The sequence below is a fragment of the Deltaproteobacteria bacterium genome (genome assembly GCA_003194485.1).
Lineage (GTDB): Bacteria > Desulfobacterota > Dissulfuribacteria > Dissulfuribacterales > UBA3076 > UBA3076.
Window position 1 is genome coordinate 1 of record PQXD01000011.1, and the last position, 15,539, is coordinate 15,539.

The following is a 15,539-nucleotide window of genomic DNA, read 5'->3' on the forward strand; positions in this document are numbered from 1 at the left end:
TGCTCCGGATTATAGCTTCTGAAATTGTAGTTCATGAGGCCCTCAAAAAGCAATTATCATGTTGAAATTATATAATATTTTACCGAATTCGGCCTCATTTTGCAACTAATATTTGCGGGACAGACTCATTCCCTTTTTGATAAATTTATCTTCTATCTCAATGACAGATACACAAGCAAACGATTTACCGACCATGAGGATACTGAATATCTAGCTGAGTATAACCTGCTGGATTTTGAGGTAAATTACTTTATAAAAAAGAACAAACTATTCTTTAAGGTTGATAATATCTTAGGGGAAGAATATCAGGTCCATAAGAAATACCCACAGCCAAAAACTACTTATACCCTGGGAATGACCTGTGAATTTTGAAAGGAGAAAAAGGACAATGGCAAAGAGCGATAAGAAAAGCAGGAATATTATAGGAATAGTCTTGGTGGTGCTTATAGGCCTAGTTGTCTGGTCAATGTTACGCGTTGTAACCGCTGAGTCAAAATCTAAATATAAACATTTAGGAATAACAGAGTATGAAAAAGGAAATTACCAGGAAGCCATCGAGCTATACAACAAGGGGATAAACAATAACCCGGATGACGCGTGCTTGTTCAATAACCGCGGGTTAGCCTACTATAGTCTGGAACAGTATAAAAAGGCCATTTCCGACTACGACAAGGCAATAGAACTAAAACCTGATTTTACAGATGCCTATTATAATAGAGGTCTTGCATATTTCAGAAAGGGCTCTTATTACAATTTTGAACCACATAAGAAGGCAATTGAAGATTTTACAAAGGCCATAGAACTAAAGCCTGACTTTGTGGATGCCTATTATAACCGAGCTGTTACCTATACTGAGCAGATTCACTATCACCATAAATATACTACCATTCCTCCTAAATTCCCTTCTGAAGATATGGATAACTATAATAAAGCTCTTGCAGACTACACAAAGGTGCTCGAATTAGACCCTTCCTATGTCCTCGCATATCAAGGAAGGGGAAACCTTTTCTACAGGCATGGCGATTGGGACCTGGCAAACAAAGAGTATGATATTGCCCTAAGTCGTCAAAAGGAAATATTAATGAAGGTGGGAGATGTCGGTTTAGCCGGAGTATTAAACAGCAGGGGAAGAAACGAACTGGCGTGGGGAAAATTGGAAGAGGCGATTTCTGATTTTACAAAGGCAATTGAGTATTACAAAAAAGGAGTAATTAACAAAGATGTGGGGTTAAGCAAAGATGTTACAAATGCACTTGCCCATAGAACAGTGGCTTCCTGGGAGCTGGGAAGATGGGAAGATACAATCAAATTTGCCAATGAGACTATAGAAGTAAAGGAAAAAAATCCAAAAAAATACGGCAAGTCAACATTCTATTATTTTACCAAAGGTAGGTGCTACTATCACCTTGGCAAGTATGATCAGGCTATTAACAATCTTGAAAAGGCACTAACTGAATCAAAGTATGGAATGGATGCAAAGACAAGATTATGGCTGGGCAGGATATATAAAGCAAAAGGTGATAATGAAAAGGCAAAGCAGAAACTGAAAGATGCCTTAAAGTTCTGTAAAAAAGACGTTGAAAAGGCGGATGAAAACAGGCTTCACAAGGCATATCTTCTAAGAGGATTGTGTTATTTGGAACTTGATGAGTATGCAAAAGCGATCTCAGACTTTGAAGAGACAATAAAGCGGAGGGTAATGGCGGATCGGCCCGTCAACCATACAAGTTATTATTTAGATGCCCATAAATACATCGGCATAGCTTACATGAAAGCCGGAAATAAGGATAAAGCAAAGGAATATTTTCAAAAGACAATTGAGTTGGCAAAGAAACGCGGCTTCCAGGAAGCAGTAAAAGAGGCAGAGGATCTTTTGACCACAGTATAACTAAAATGATCGGTTCCAGGTTCAGGGTTCAGGGTTGACAACCTTTGAACCTATGAACCTTGAACGGTGAACCTTCTTTATTGACGAGTTATCCTTTTGTTGACAGACAGTTAGGGCTTTTCAACTGGGAACCGTGAACGTTGAACCGCTCAACCTAGATATAAGTTGCAAGGAGTCAAATTATGTGTGTTCCGATAAGCGTACTCACAAAAGGAAGAACCAGTGGTTGCACGGGACTGTGCGGATTATGGACTCACATCGGCGCTTTGGCTGTCCTTTGCGCCGGTCTGGTATGGAACTTTGTCCGTGAAAGATTTTCCAGGAAAAAGGATGAAGCAGCTTGAAAAATAAATGAATTGGTTATATCCCCGTTCAACTCTGCAGATTGAGCCTACTCGCAGGTGCAACCTCAACTGCAAGATATGCATGCGTCCAAGTCTGGACGAAACTTCTGCCTTACTTTCCTTAGAAGACTTTAAAAAGATATTCGCTTCCTCGTTCTGTCTTAGACATATCGCTTTGCACGGATGGGGTGAACCGTTATTGAATCCTCAATTATTTCAGATGGTGAAATACGCTGAGTCACAAGGGATTTCCACTGAAGTTACTACCAATGCTACATTGCTTCAAACAAACACAGAAAGAATATTTGCGAGTGGTTTGAGCAACATTGTATTTGGGATACACAACAAAGAGAATCTGCCCGTTATTATGCCTCAGATTGGAGAGCTGATAGCCCAGCGTAGTATGGAGAGATCGAGAAAACCTAAAGCCTACATTGATATTGTCATATATCATGGAAATCAGAATCACATTGCAGACATAATAGAAGCTGCGGCTGAAGTGAGTATAGATACAGTCGTTCTGCACAGGGTTTTTGACATACGACAGTCAGGTCCTGAGACAGGATATATTTCTGCTCAGGACGAAAAAATGCTTTTTGCAAGGGTAAAAAATCTGGCAAGGAAACTGAAGTTGAAGCTCTATCTGCCTCCCGAGCCATCCATACCATGCAGGGCGATCAAACAGAGTCTCTTTGTTACGTGTGAGGGAAAGATCACTCCATGTCCTTACCTCCCGGGACTTTGCTTGGGAGGCGCGCTTAACGGAGGTCTAAAAGAGGTTATCTCTTCGGACAGATATCGAGGTTTTGTCAAAAATATGAAAAATCATCCTGTCTGCAGCAAGTGTCCACTGGGTTCAACAAGCGGCAACTTCTATACCTCGGGAAGTGGTTTTGAATATGTGTTTTGAAGTTAATTCAAGGAAAATACCCTGTGCCCAAAACCATATACATAATAAGGTCGCTGGCCTATGAGTTTCAGGGTAAGCGTTCACATGGCCACCGCATCTGCTTTGTTGTCGGGCACTTGAAGTACAGGGAGTACGTCTGCGTACCCTCCGCCTCGCATCTGCAGCACCCTATAAACGCTCACAGTTCTCTGGGCTGCGTAAAACGGGCGTTGTAATCCCGTGAACGGTTACGTTTCAGGAAAGGAGTGCGAAAGTGATAACCTATTTTTGGGCAGCAGGTATTGCCTTTACTGTTTTTATCTTTGCAGGCAAGGCGGGGCTGGTGGCAGGCACGACCAATGTCAAGGCGCTGAAGATATTGGGATTGGCCTTTGTCTATGGCGTTTTAGCCTTTTTGATGGGCCTTCTTTTAAAGGTCTTTAACCCTCTCGATTATTTTCAGTTTTTCCAAAAATTCATGTCATATGGTGTAATACTCCATCTTTTTCTATCAATGGGCCTGCTGGCCTGGGGAGTTTATACCATAAAATCGTACGTCAACCAGAAATTAGACCGCATGTCAAAGACAGGCTATCTTTTAATCTTTCCCTGCCCTGTATGCCTCTCGGCGATGCTTCTGAGCTGTTCCATATTTGTGGCCATAACCGGTATTGATCCTCTGGAGGCAGGAGGTTTGATGGCTCTCCTTTTCATGGTTGTGGTTGCAGGAGTCGCCCTGCTGACGAAACGTCTGATGAGAGCAGATAGGGAGGGGACACCAGGCCCGGTGTTCCTTGGCTTTGTGATGATTCTCGTCGGGCTTTATTTTGCCGTCTCGGTAATAGTTGTACCCGTATATTCTCAATCCGAGGTCTTCTTTTCCACGGCCGGTAGTGTCACGGCTCCGGGCCTATCCCTTAAAGAAGCAATATGTCTTCTCGCAGTGTCTGGACTGGTTTTCGGCCTTGGTTTTTTAAAAAATAGAAAGGAACAATTAACAATTGATCATTGCTAATTGATCATTAAAAAAGAAGGGTCCATCCGAATGAACATTTTAGGTTACATGCAGTCTACTCTCTATCTGATAATGAATGCCCTGCTCTATCCGGTTATGGGGCTGCTCATTTTTCTGTTTATCCTCATGCTCTTTATCTCAGGTGCTTTTGTCTCTGAGTTTGCCTTTCGCCGGAAGAGGAATCAAGATACCGGTCAGGACAGTGAATGGCTGGCCATGAAGCTTTCAAATGATATGTCGCATGGAAGGTTCAAAGAAGCTGCTGACAAAATCATGGCATATATAAAGAAGCCGTATACAGGGAACCAATTGACGAGGCGTTTTTTGAACGCTCTGTCTGCCCAGATAGGTAAGGGGCTGGATAATCTCGATATCCGGATAGAAAATACCCTTCAAGAGTATGAAATTGAGGTATCCAGATTGCTTGATAAGACCCGGGTTCTGGTCAGGGTTGGTCCCATGTTGGGCCTGATGGGGACATTGATCCCTATGGGAGTTGCCCTTCTGGCCCTGTCACAGGGTGACCTGGCCCAGATGTCCAATTGTCTCATCATCGCTTTTGGCACCACCGTGGCAGGATTGGCCATCGGAGTTCTTGCCTATGTAATCTCTGTTGTCAGAGAACGCTGGTATGCTGAGGATACAAAGGATATGGCATATATTGCCGAGCTTTTGATGAGAAATATGGAGACAAGTCCAAAAGCATCACAAAAAACAGAAAAAAGCAAGAATCCAACCTAATAAACCCATGGAGAGAAAAAATGAAATTCATGAGAAGAGAGGGGAAAAGGAACGGCCTTAAGCGGTATCCCATCCACAAACAGGACCCTATGAGCGGGGTGGCAAATCTGTTTGACGTGGCCATGGTATTTGCTGTCGGGCTGATGGTGGCCATAGTCAGCGCATATCATCTTAGCGAGATCTTTTCCGCAGATGACCTGACCATGATCAAGAATCCGAACCAGCCAGGAAAGATGGAGATCATTACCAAGAAGGGCAAAGAGATCAAGGTGCAGAAGCTGACCAAAGAGATGGCTCAGGGCCAGGGAATGAGGCTGGGGATAGCTTACAAGTTAAGGGATGGCAGGGTGGTCTATGTGCCGGAGGAAGAGGAGAGATAGCAGGGGAATATCATGGCATGGAATAAACGATTCTTAGTAGTTATTTTAAACGTATGTTTTATCCTGATATTGACGGTTCCGGCTAATGCCGGTGCATTGACCAAAAAAAGCTGGCTTTCTTAATCCCTGAGACTTCAACTAAAGTCATGGCGGAAGGGATATCGAAGTTTAAGGAGGAATATCCTGCACTGGCTAAAAAAGTAGATGTGGTGGTCTATCCTGGCAGGGATCTGGAGGAAAAGTCGGTAGAGCCTGATCTGTCTGATGCGGATGTCATTTTTTTATGCCATTTGAATTACAAGGTCATGCTCGATATGGAGAATGATCTAAAAATGGCGCGATCTGGAGGGGCCAGGGTTATCGGTCTTGGTGGACACGACGTGTTTCGAGCCAAAGGCTATTATAATGTGGATGTGGCAAACTATCCTGAAATAGTGGCCTACTGGGAATATAGTGGTCCCGAAAACGTGAAACGCCTGATTGCATATCTCTTGCGTGAGTTTGCAGGAATGGCGGATATAACAATTGAACCTCCGATTGAGATGCCTTTAGAAGGTATCTATCATCCTGACGCCCCCGGCTCAAAGGTCTTTGAAACGCTTGAAAGTTACCTGGAGTGGTACAAAAAATCGGGGCACCTGAAAGATGCGTCCTGGGTGGGACTCCTTGCCTATAATACCTTGAAGGCCAATGACAACATGGTTGAGAACGCCATAATCAGGCAGATTGAAAAAGAAGGGCTCAATGTAATCTGTACCATTGGTTATCCTGCCGATGAGATGTTTCAAAAATATCTCTTAACTAAAGACGGTACTCCCCAGGTTGACATTATTGTCTCACTTATGTTTTCTCACCCTAAAGAGAAATCTGTTGAGTTACTGGCTAATGCAAATATCCCTATAATACGGGCGATCTCTCTCTATAATAAGATTGAGGAGTGGGAAGACAGTTCCCAGGGGGTTGAGCCGTTTCAGTTGGCCTCACAAATATTCCTTCCTGAGTTAAGCGGTCTCATTGAGCCAATTGTGGTGGGTGGCAAACGTATCTTTTTTGATGAGAGGACCGGAGTAAAGATAACAGAGCGGGTCCCTGTTAATGAGCGGATTGAAAAATTGGTCAGAAGGACAAAGTCGTGGCTGAGGCTGAAGAATCTAAGTAACAACAAGAAAAAGATTGCTGTCCTCTATTACAATCACCACACAGGAAAACAGAATCTCGGCGCCAGCTACCTTGATCTCTTTGCCAGCCTCCAGGTCCTTCTGGAATCCCTTAAGGGGGCAGGCTATTTTCTGGGAAAAGATATTTCCCTGACCAGGGAAATACTCCAGGACATGATTATTATGCAGGGAAGGAACATTAGCACCAAAGCGCCGGGAGAGTTGGAAAAGCTGGTTAAGACCGGCAGGATCGTCCTGATTCCCATCGAACAGTATAAAGAGTGGTATAGGGAACTCCCGCAGGATTTCAGAAAGGGTGTTGAGCAAAAATGGGGTAGCGTCGACAAGACAACCCTTATGACCTGGGAGGACAAGCAAAAGAAGAAAAAATACATTGTTATCCCGGGGCTTATTTATGGCAATCTATTCCTCGGGCCCCAACCTTTCAGGGGATGGCTTGAAGAATCAGAACACCTTTACCACGACATAACACTCCCACCCCACCACCAGTATCTTGCCTTCTATCTCTGGCTGAAGCACGAGTTCAAAGTAGATGCGGTTATCCACTTTGGCAAGCACGGCACCCTGGAGTGGACCCCTGGCAAGCAGGTAGGATTGTCTGAAAATTGCGCCCCTGATGTATTGATGCAGGACATCCCGGATATCTACCCGTATCTTATGGATGATGTCGGGGAGGGGATCCAGGCCAAGAGACGCGGCTATGGGGTAATCATCGACCACATGATACCGGCCATAAAGATGTCCGGCCTTTACAAAGAATATGCAAAGATAAATGAACTTATTCCTCTTTATGAACAGTCGAAGAACCAGACGCCGGCGGTTGCGGAAAAGTATAAAAAGGAGATATTGAAGCTGGCCAAAGAGCTTGGAATCGGCAAGGATATTGGGATGGAACTCGATAAGGAACATTTCGATGATCTCTTGGATGCGCTCCATGACTATCTCGCTGAGATAAGGAGCCAGAGCATGCCTTACGGTCTCCATATACTGGGAGTTTCTTTAAAAGGCGAGAGCCTTGTCAGCATGGTGATGGCCATGCTGGGCGTGGAGACGGACATCCCGTCCATTCAGGAGATAGTTGCCAGGATCCTGAAGATGGACTGGAAAAATATGAAAAAACATCCGGGTAAATACATTAAGGAGGCGGAAAAGATAGATGCCGTCTGTGAGGTTTTGCTAACGAAAGCCATTCTCGAAAAAATACCATTGGAAAAAGCCTTCCCGGAGACCTTGGGTAAGAATTACACCGGCGCTTCTTCTAAAGAAAAAAGATGGTTAAAAGAGATAATAGACAGAGGAATAAGTTATGCCGAAAAGCTCTGCCAATGTGACCAGGAGATTAAGAGTATTCTTAACGCCCTCAATGCAGGATATATCCCTCCAGGGCCGGGCAATGACCCTATCCGTGCACCGGATGCACTGCCGACCGGCAGAAACTTTTATGGCTTTAACCCGGAAAAGATTCCAGCAAGGGCTGCCTGGAAGGTAGGAAAAAAATTAGCAGATGATCTAATCCAGGGTTATCTGAAAAAGAACGGAAGATATCCGCACAAGACCGCCCTGATCCTTTGGGCTACGGAGACCTTGAGACATCATGGGGTGATGGAATCAAAGGCCCTTTACCTTATGGGTGCAAGACCGGTCTGGGATGGCCGGGGGTATGTAAAGGGCGTGAAATTGATACCGGAATCGGAATTAAAGAGACCCCGTATCGATATCCTGGTTTCTGCCTCCGGGCTGTACAGGGATGTCTTTCCCATCCAGATCGGCCTGATTGACGATGCCGTGCAAATGATTATTCAAGTAGAAAAGGAAAAATATGAGAATTTTGTTCGCCTGCATACCTTAGAGGCAGAACAGGTATTCAAAGAAAAAGGATATTCGGAAAAAGAGGCCGCAGAATTTGCCCGCTACCGTATCTTCGGTGCACCCAATCAGGGCTATGGCACCGGTCTTAATAAGGCAATCCCTGCCAGCGGCACCTGGGAAAAGGATGATAAGCTGGCGAACCTTTACGTTAACCGCATGAATTATGCCTACGGCAGAAACGTTTGGGGGAAAAAGTCCAAGGATGCCTTCAAAGAGGCGTTAAAAGGGACAGACATGATAGTCCACAGCCGTTCCACCAATCTCTTTGGGGTTCTTGATAATGACGATTTTTATCAATACATGGGCGGGCTGGCCATGGCAGTGAGGAATGTTTCGGGGAAAACCCCTGAGTTGTATGTATCCGATGCCAAAGACCCGTCTTCTCCCAAGATGGTAAACTTTGCCAAATTTATGGGGCTTGAGACAAGGGCCCGCTATTTTAATCCCAAATGGATCACGGGAATGAAAGAACACGGCTACTCAGGGGCAAGGGAGATGGCAAAATTTGTCGAGCATCTCTGGGGCTGGCAGGTGACCACTCCTAAAGAGGTATCCAAAGAGATGTGGGAGCAGGCGTACCAGGTATATGTGGAGGACAAATACGGGATGGGGCTGAAGGAGTTTTTCGAAAAAAACAGCCCCCATGCCCTCCAGTCCATTACCGCCAGGATAATGGAAGTGGAAAGAAAGGGTTATCAAAAACTGGATGAAAAATTACTGCAAAAGATTGCCGTGGATTATGTTGCCTCTGTTGCCACCCAGGGAATGGCCTGCTGTGAACATACCTGCAATAATATTGCTTTGAATCAGTTTGCGGCCAATATTCTTTCCATACCGGGTCTTGTGTCGCCTTCGACGATGCTAAAGTTTCAAAATCAGGTCAAATTAACAACTGGTCTTGATATCAAGACGCCTGATTGGGTCAAAGAAGCGGAGGAGAAAGAGGCCGGTGCAGGCATGGCGCCCAGTGAAGTGAAAGATGAGGCCGGTTCTAAAAAGTTGGAGGATGTAAAGGGCTATGAGATGAAAGAGAAAAAAGATGAGACAGCCACGGACCTTCCCACCTCAGGGGTATCGCTTGTAGCCATATTGATTGTGCTCGGTATTGTTGCGATCATAGGGCGAGGCCTGTGGAAGGGGATGAAGCGGTAATGATTTGGGATTGGAGGAGGTAACAGCATTGTGCCACAATGCGTCCTTCCTTTCAAATGAAAAAGATTAAGGAGTGGTAAATATTCGGTGAGCCCGTGGTCCACTGTGGAAGTTGCCATCCGTGCCCTGCCGCAGGAGCGGTTTGCCTTTTGCAGGGTTTTGGGTAGCGGGCCGGATTGCACTGCCTCTCCGGTCTGCGATGAGTGAGCTTTGAAACCCGGAAAAAGGTAACCGCTTCAAGGCGGGATATAACGGGTTCACCGAATATTTACAAGGAGTGTGCGACATTGTTACCAACAGTATGGATACCAATAAGGACCGTACCACCAGGGATAATGCCAGGAAGGATATGGGCATGGGTAATATATTTCCTCTTTTTTCGGGGGCCAGAGGTGGACTTCCTTGGCGGAGATCAGGGGATAGGTGTATTCGATTTCACCAAGACGTTGAATCTTCTTGCCCTGAATCTTCCCTGCCACTGTTACCTTTCTTCCCTGGCTATAGATGGCCACATCAAGGTAACCAGAATATAAGGCCAAGAACCTTCCCTCAGATTCATCCACATCCTTTGGCCTTCCCTGTATGTCAGCAGGCTTTTGAAGCACCTCGATCATTGTCCCCTCTTTCAGATTCACAGAGCTTATTATCACCCCGCTCCAGAGCACTGTTTCGCCTTTATGAGCCTCCGGGTCTTTCAGTACCACCTTCAAGGTGAGTTCCTCTGATACCTGTTCCCTCAACTGCTTGGAGATTGGCGGGACACAGCCATTAACAGAGAAAAGACCATAGACCAGAAATGTGAGGGTAAGGAACGTATGCGCAGGTTTCATGCTCCTAAGTCATCCTTAATCAGGGCATTCTTACAAATGGTTCTCAATAACAAGAAGCATCCAATTTGTCAACAAAAAACAGGCCGAACCAGCAATTCTAATTATGACGAATAAGGAATTTAGCCACAGACCCACGCGAACTGACACGGACGAATCCCCGGCCGACCCCAGTTAAACAGGCTTCGCATTTAACTGGGCCGACTCGGCCGGCGATTCATGTCATGCCCTTCGGGCAATATTTGCAGTATTATTGCCAGTTTAGAGTTATGAAGCAACACATCTTTTTTCGCGAAGCGACTATATAATCTGTTCGGCTGACCAAGCCGAACAGATTGGCTGTGTTCGTCTGTGTGGGTCTGTGGCTGGCACATTATCCCAAAATGAGGATTGCTGAGCAATACGGACTTGACAAGTTGTAAAAGTAGGGATATCCTATTTTGTAGGAAAAGACGCTGAAGTAAAGGAGATGATAAAATGTACGCCAGGATTTCAAAAAAAGGTCAGGTAACGGTACCTAAGCTGATAAGAGAAAGACTGAAGATAGATACAGAAGGCGGAATATTGTTTTTGATTGAGGATGATGAGGTTAAGCTTAAAGCGGCCCCAGGTGCACCGGTCGAGATTTTAGCAGGAAGCCTCAAAAAATATGCTAAGGATTATGTTCCTCTGAAAAAAATAAGGAAGAAAATCAAAGGGGAAATTGCAAATGAAATCGCCCGAGAGGGTCTATCTGATTGATACCGATGTCATTCTCAGGTATCTTCTGGGAGATCATCCTGAGTTCAGTCCAAAAGCTGAATCATTTATGAAGGATGTCTCTGAAGGGAGAAAAAAAGCCGAGATACTGGATGTTGTTACTGTCGAATGTATCTATGTTCTGGGAAAATACTATCAGGTTTCCAAGGGTGAAATTGTAGAGAAATTAAGTGGGATATTGAATTTCTCAGGGATTGCAAATTCGAACAGGGCGGAGACGCTCACAGCATTGGTAAAATACAGAGACTCAAATATTGATATCGTAGATTGCATCCTGGCAGCAAAATCTTCTCCATCGAAGCTTATCGTTTCATTTGACAGAGACTTTGAAGAATTGAAAGCGGTTACGGAAAGCCCTTAAAAATCTCAAAAACTGTATCTCAACCTCAGATAGGCCGTATCATTATCCTCAAATTGGCCCAGGCGGGAATTTTTGGGGCCGATGAAGGTCATATATCCAGGGGCAATTTGCCAGTGGTCGCCGATCTTGTATTCTGCAAAGATCTCAGCGGCCGCCCCCTCATTCCTGCCTGTGCGTCGCACGCAGACAGGGCTGGTAAAGTACATACCCCGAAAGCCTGCTGACAGGTCATCATCAAGAAACTTGTCGTTGATCTCAAATGTGATGCCGTGGGTCTTGGCTTGACAATTTATCAAATGATAGCATATAATATGCTATACATGAAAAGCTAAAGGAGGCGGTAAGATGGGCACGACAAAAACAAGTTCAGCCAGGGCTTTACTGGACCCTGAAGTCAAAAAACAGGCTGAAGCCATACTTAAAGAATTAGGGCTGTCAGTTTCAAAATCATTCGAGTTGTTTTACCGGCAGGTTATTGCCCATCGTGGATTACCGTTTGAACTTCAGGTGCCAAACGAAAAAACGATGAAGGCGATTGAGAACTCCAGGCAAGGTAAGGGTAAAAAATTTTCTACAGCTCAAGAACTGTTTGATGATCTCGAAATTTAGTAATATGAGATCGATCAGGCGTGATACACAATTTAAAAGAGACGTGAAGCGGCTAAAAAAACGTCGTAAAGATATTGAAAAGCTGAAAAACATCATTCATCGTCTGGTCAACGCGGAAAAACTGCCACCTGAAAACAAAGATCATCCACTAAAAGGAACCTTGAAAGACTGCCGTGAATGCCACATTGAACCAGACTGGCTACTTATATACCGTATTGAGGGCAGTGAACTTTGTCTTGTTCGTACAGGTAGTTATGCGGACCTGTTTGGTTAGCGTAGAATCAAAAAAATATCAGGCTGTTTGCTGACCGCTTACAAATAGCAGTTGCCGGGCAGTCTTCTAAGGCAGGTACGTCGGGAATTCTTCATACACATAATCGGTTTGAGGCCGAAATGCCTTGAAAAAGCGGTGGAGAACGAAGGCAGGCTATTATATCCCACCGAGAAAGCCACTTCGGTAACGCTCATCCTCTGTTTTTCCAGCAAGAGCTTTGCTTGCTCAAAGTGAAGCGAATGTTTCCTGAGACACTGGACCCAAAAACAACTGGTGAATGTTTGAATTCAAAACTGACCGCAATATTCTGTATTATCCGGTAGTCCCCTATCCCCAGCATAAGTCCCGGCCTTAACTTGATCATGGTCATAAAACCGTTGCCGATCCCGTCGGGCCACCTCCAGAATCCTTCGAAATTTGCTTCAGAGTCCAGGGATTCGAACGCTTCATCCACGTTTCCAAAGAGTTCCTTTCCGTTGATTGTTATTGTCTTTTGGTGCATGTCGATCTCAATGCTCAGTTAAATGCTCAAATCGTCTCTCAACAATACTACGAGTCATCCTTAACCAAAACATTATAAAAACTGATTTTCAATAACAAAAACATTTCAATCTGTCAAGGAAAAGCAGGTTGGATAATCGGTCACATGATTTAGGGAATCAGCAGGGCCTAAAAAATTATTGTGGGAGTAAATCCCAGCCGTCATTGCGAAGAGTAACCAACGCACAGATCGCTCTATAAAATCTCTTGACACCCCGATTTTTACTGTTATAAATGTATCTGAGTTGCAATAATAGATCTATAGAGAGTCAGGCTGGCTTTGGACAAGGAAATTTATGCAGCAAATATTCTGTTCATAGCAGCTAAGTTGAAGTTGATGATTTCCATTTTAAGCAAAAACAAGTTTTGCAGGCATTTAAGGCCCTGTTGCTTGGCATTAGCCCTTCTTTCCTTCTTCATCTCCTCCTCCTCGCTCCACCCGGCGTGGTCCGCCCCGGCTGAGACTGGGGCGGACCGTCTGCTGGGTGAAGTTTCGGAAACCATAGAGGTGCGCAAGCAGACCCAGAAGGAAGAGGATGCATGGGCGGGGAAGAAGGCTGAACTCATGGCCAGGCTCAGATCCCTTAAGGCCGAGAAGGAACACCTTTCCGAGGTGAAAGACAGGACTGGAAGGGCCATCGAAACCGAAAAGGCCTTGATAGCCGAGGCGAAGCGTAGGATCAGGGAGGTAGCGCGAATAAGAGAAGGCCTCGAATCATATCTGGGCTCTGTAGTAACGGAGCTTGAGGCATTCATACAACAAGACCTCCCTTTCTTAAAAGAGGAACGCGAAGCGCGGCTGGCATCCATCAGCGACACACTTTCCCATCCTGAAAAGACCGCGGCTGAGAAATACCGGCGGGTCATGGAGGCCCTCCAGGTTGAGACCGAATACGGCCAGACCGTTGAGGTGTATCAGGAAACCGTGGACATTGAAGGGCAGCCGATCCTTATGGATATCTTGAGACTGGGGAGGCTTTCCCTGTTCTGCCAGAGCCCTGACGGGAAAATGGTCGGTCATTACGACAGGACGGCAGGACACTGGATGAAATTGCCTTCCAGGTACAGGCATGAAATCAACAAGGCCGTGGATATTGCCCGCAAACAGCGGACCGTAGATCTGGTCAGGCTTCCCATAGGCAGGATCGTGGTGCCATGAGATACGGTCTGATTCTCATAGGGATTTTTCTCTTTACTCTTTTTACTCTTTCTGCCCATGCACAGGACATGCGTGAAGCCGCCATCAAGGCAAAGGCCGACCGTGAGGCCGCGCTGGCTGAAGCCGGGAAAAGCGCAAAACGGATAGCCGGCAACCGTGCTTCTCTTGAGAATGAAATCTCCCGGATGGCTGCCGAGGTTAAGGGGCTCAAGGCCGATATCAAGGCCATGAGCCACCAGCTTGAAAAGCTGCGAAAAAAGAAGGCAGAGCTCGTGCAGCAGCAGTCAGGCGATGAAATGGACATGCGGGAGCTTGCCGGCACGGTAAGGGTCGTGGCCAGGGACCTGGAGGGCGTGCTTGAACAGTCCCTTTTCACTGCCCGTTTTCCGGAGCGTCTTAATGACGTCAGGCCTGTCCTGAACAAGGAGCGTTTCCCCGGGCTGGACGACATGAAGGCCCTGACCGGCCTTTTTTTTAAGGAGATGTCTCTTTCAGGGGAGGTGGTCCTGCGAAGGGATTCTTTTGTGGACCGCAGCGGGACAGTGCAGGAAGGAAATATCCTGACCATCGGGAAATTTACCGCTGCTTATGAAGCGGGCGGCGAGACGGGTTTTCTGAATTATTCCCCGGGCAGTCATCGACTCTTTGCCCTGTCCGCACTGCCTTCATGGTCGGTGAGGAAGAACCTTTCGCAATACATAAAGGGAGAGACAGAGGACGTGACCCTCGACTTTTCCGGCGGGGCAGCGCTCCGGCAAATCACACACAGGCCTACCCTGGTTGAGCGCATAAAACAGGGAGGTCCAATCGTGTGGCCTATTCTGGCCATTGGTGTTTTTGCGATTTTGATCGTTATCGAGCGTACTCTTTTTTTGGCCAGAGTCCACGGGAACACCGACCTGATTATGGGGAAAGTCAATGAGCATGCTTCAGAAGGAAGATGGACGGAATGTGAGACCATAGTGAGCACCGGCCAGGGGCAGCCCTGCTGCAATGTCCTGAGATGTGGGCTGGATGCCAGGAAAGAAGACAGGGAGACCCTTGAGAGCATCCTCCAGGAAGGCATTTTGAAGGAGGTCCCTCGGCTTGAGCGATATCTGCCCGTGCTCAACATCCTGGCCGCAATTGCCCCGTTGCTGGGCCTTCTCGGCACGGTCACAGGAATGATCAGTACCTTTCACGTCATCACCCTTTACGGCACCGGGGACCCCCGCATGATGGCAGGGGGCATTTCAGAGGCCCTGGTCACCACAATGCTGGGGCTGGCCGTGGCAATCCCCATTATGCTCGCGCACACATTCCTCAGCCGCCGGGTGGATCACGTTATCGGAGACATGGAGGAAAAGGCCGTGGCCCTGACCAATATTATAGCACGAAACGGTCACTGCAGAGATCGTCAAATAGTTGAGTCGTTAAGTCGTTGAATCGAAAATAAGCATGTTAAATCAGTATATTAGACCTTCAACTACATCAAGTATCCAATTTTTGTGCAAACGATAAATTCAAACAATAATAACCACTTAACTAATCAACTACTCAACCACTTAACGAGGT

17 protein-coding genes are annotated in these 15,539 nt (G+C 46.0%); 13 read left to right on the top strand and 4 right to left on the bottom strand.

Annotation, left to right across the window (positions count from 1 at the left end):
- The first annotated feature begins 99 nt into the window (after positions 1–99).
- The 7 genes from C4B57_07345 (at position 100) to C4B57_07375 (ending at position 9,456) form a co-directional block, all read left to right on the top strand.
- The gene (locus C4B57_07345; GenBank protein ID PXF54279.1) at positions 100–372 is read left to right on the top strand and encodes a hypothetical protein; all 273 of its coding nucleotides are present in this window, start codon (positions 100–102) and stop codon (positions 370–372) included.
- 16 nt (positions 373–388) lie between these two features.
- Positions 389–1,888, top strand: a complete 1,500-nt coding sequence (locus C4B57_07350) for a hypothetical protein (GenBank protein PXF54280.1) — start codon at positions 389–391, stop codon at positions 1,886–1,888.
- Positions 1,889–2,239: 351 nt separating this feature from the next.
- Entirely contained in the window at positions 2,240–3,142 is a 903-nt protein-coding gene (locus tag C4B57_07355) for a radical SAM protein (GenBank protein PXF54281.1), read from the top strand.
- Between the two features lie 253 nt (positions 3,143–3,395).
- Positions 3,396–4,136, top strand: coding sequence for a hypothetical protein (locus C4B57_07360; protein ID PXF54282.1), 741 nt, complete (start codon positions 3,396–3,398; stop codon positions 4,134–4,136).
- Positions 4,137–4,877, top strand: a complete 741-nt coding sequence (locus tag C4B57_07365; protein ID PXF54283.1) for a MotA/TolQ/ExbB proton channel family protein — start codon at positions 4,137–4,139, stop codon at positions 4,875–4,877.
- Positions 4,878–4,906: 29 nt separating this feature from the next.
- The gene (locus C4B57_07370; GenBank protein ID PXF54358.1) at positions 4,907–5,257 is read left to right on the top strand and encodes a hypothetical protein; all 351 of its coding nucleotides are present in this window, start codon (positions 4,907–4,909) and stop codon (positions 5,255–5,257) included.
- 146 nt (positions 5,258–5,403) lie between these two features.
- Positions 5,404–9,456 carry a hypothetical protein gene (locus C4B57_07375; protein PXF54284.1) on the top strand — a complete coding sequence of 1,351 codons (4,053 nt, stop codon included), beginning with the start codon at positions 5,404–5,406 and terminating at the stop codon, positions 9,454–9,456.
- A 290-nt stretch (positions 9,457–9,746) separates the two neighbouring features.
- Here the strand turns inward: C4B57_07375 and C4B57_07380 are convergent, their stop codons facing one another.
- Complete coding sequence (locus tag C4B57_07380) at positions 9,747–10,286, bottom strand: hypothetical protein (protein PXF54285.1); 540 nt, start codon at positions 10,284–10,286, stop codon at positions 9,747–9,749.
- Positions 10,287–10,760: 474 nt separating this feature from the next.
- Here C4B57_07380 and C4B57_07385 point away from each other — a divergent pair, with 474 nt between their 5' ends.
- Positions 10,761–11,024, top strand: a complete 264-nt coding sequence (locus tag C4B57_07385) for an AbrB family transcriptional regulator (GenBank protein PXF54286.1) — start codon at positions 10,761–10,763, stop codon at positions 11,022–11,024.
- A complete protein-coding gene (locus C4B57_07390; protein PXF54287.1) occupies positions 10,993–11,403 on the top strand; it encodes a hypothetical protein in 411 nt (136 codons plus the stop codon). Before C4B57_07385 ends, C4B57_07390 begins: the two co-directional genes overlap by 32 nt.
- Positions 11,404–11,408: 5 nt before the next feature.
- Here the strand turns inward: C4B57_07390 and C4B57_07395 are convergent, their stop codons facing one another.
- Entirely contained in the window at positions 11,409–11,699 is a 291-nt protein-coding gene (locus C4B57_07395; protein PXF54288.1) for a hypothetical protein, read from the bottom strand.
- Between the two features lie 49 nt (positions 11,700–11,748).
- Between C4B57_07395 and C4B57_07400 the strand changes: the two genes are divergently transcribed.
- Positions 11,749–12,012: a type II toxin-antitoxin system antitoxin, RelB/DinJ family gene (locus tag C4B57_07400; protein ID PXF54289.1), complete on the top strand. Its 264-nt coding sequence runs from the start codon at positions 11,749–11,751 to the stop codon at positions 12,010–12,012.
- Between the two features lie 4 nt (positions 12,013–12,016).
- Positions 12,017–12,286 carry a type II toxin-antitoxin system mRNA interferase toxin, RelE/StbE family gene (locus C4B57_07405; GenBank protein ID PXF54359.1) on the top strand — a complete coding sequence of 90 codons (270 nt, stop codon included), beginning with the start codon at positions 12,017–12,019 and terminating at the stop codon, positions 12,284–12,286.
- A gap of 38 nt (positions 12,287–12,324) precedes the next feature.
- Here C4B57_07405 and C4B57_07410 read toward each other — a convergent pair whose 3' ends face one another.
- Both C4B57_07410 and C4B57_07415 read right to left on the bottom strand, forming a co-directional pair.
- Positions 12,325–12,480 carry a hypothetical protein gene (locus tag C4B57_07410; protein PXF54290.1) on the bottom strand — a complete coding sequence of 52 codons (156 nt, stop codon included), beginning with the start codon at positions 12,478–12,480 and terminating at the stop codon, positions 12,325–12,327.
- Positions 12,477–12,788 carry a hypothetical protein gene (locus C4B57_07415; protein ID PXF54291.1) on the bottom strand — a complete coding sequence of 104 codons (312 nt, stop codon included), beginning with the start codon at positions 12,786–12,788 and terminating at the stop codon, positions 12,477–12,479. The genes C4B57_07410 and C4B57_07415 overlap by 4 nt, the downstream gene beginning before the upstream one ends.
- Before the next feature lie 318 nt (positions 12,789–13,106).
- Between C4B57_07415 and C4B57_07420 the strand changes: the two genes are divergently transcribed.
- Both C4B57_07420 and C4B57_07425 read left to right on the top strand, forming a co-directional pair.
- On the top strand, positions 13,107–13,985 hold the full coding sequence (locus C4B57_07420; protein PXF54292.1) for a hypothetical protein: 879 nt from the start codon (positions 13,107–13,109) through the stop codon (positions 13,983–13,985).
- Complete coding sequence (locus C4B57_07425; protein PXF54293.1) at positions 13,982–15,409, top strand: biopolymer transporter ExbB; 1,428 nt, start codon at positions 13,982–13,984, stop codon at positions 15,407–15,409. Before C4B57_07420 ends, C4B57_07425 begins: the two co-directional genes overlap by 4 nt.
- The last annotated feature ends 130 nt before the right edge of the window (positions 15,410–15,539 follow it).

What these genes read in the sequence shown, in the direction of transcription:
- C4B57_07350 (PXF54280.1), top strand. Translation starts at nt 389, where the DNA reads ATGGCAAAGAGCGATAAGAAAAGCAGGAATATTATAGGAATAGTCTTG.
- C4B57_07355 (PXF54281.1), top strand. Translation starts at nt 2,240, where the DNA reads ATGAATTGGTTATATCCCCGTTCAACTCTGCAGATTGAGCCTACTCGC.
- C4B57_07370 (PXF54358.1), top strand. Translation starts at nt 4,907, where the DNA reads ATGAGAAGAGAGGGGAAAAGGAACGGCCTTAAGCGGTATCCCATCCAC.
- C4B57_07375 (PXF54284.1), top strand. Translation starts at nt 5,404, where the DNA reads ATGGCGGAAGGGATATCGAAGTTTAAGGAGGAATATCCTGCACTGGCT.
- C4B57_07380 (PXF54285.1), bottom strand. Translation starts at nt 10,286, where the DNA reads ATGAAACCTGCGCATACGTTCCTTACCCTCACATTTCTGGTCTATGGT.
- C4B57_07385 (PXF54286.1), top strand. Translation starts at nt 10,761, where the DNA reads ATGTACGCCAGGATTTCAAAAAAAGGTCAGGTAACGGTACCTAAGCTG.
- C4B57_07390 (PXF54287.1), top strand. Translation starts at nt 10,993, where the DNA reads ATGAAATCGCCCGAGAGGGTCTATCTGATTGATACCGATGTCATTCTC.
- C4B57_07400 (PXF54289.1), top strand. Translation starts at nt 11,749, where the DNA reads ATGGGCACGACAAAAACAAGTTCAGCCAGGGCTTTACTGGACCCTGAA.
- C4B57_07405 (PXF54359.1), top strand. Translation starts at nt 12,017, where the DNA reads ATGAGATCGATCAGGCGTGATACACAATTTAAAAGAGACGTGAAGCGG.
- C4B57_07410 (PXF54290.1), bottom strand. Translation starts at nt 12,480, where the DNA reads ATGAGCGTTACCGAAGTGGCTTTCTCGGTGGGATATAATAGCCTGCCT.
- C4B57_07415 (PXF54291.1), bottom strand. Translation starts at nt 12,788, where the DNA reads ATGCACCAAAAGACAATAACAATCAACGGAAAGGAACTCTTTGGAAAC.
- C4B57_07425 (PXF54293.1), top strand. Translation starts at nt 13,982, where the DNA reads ATGAGATACGGTCTGATTCTCATAGGGATTTTTCTCTTTACTCTTTTT.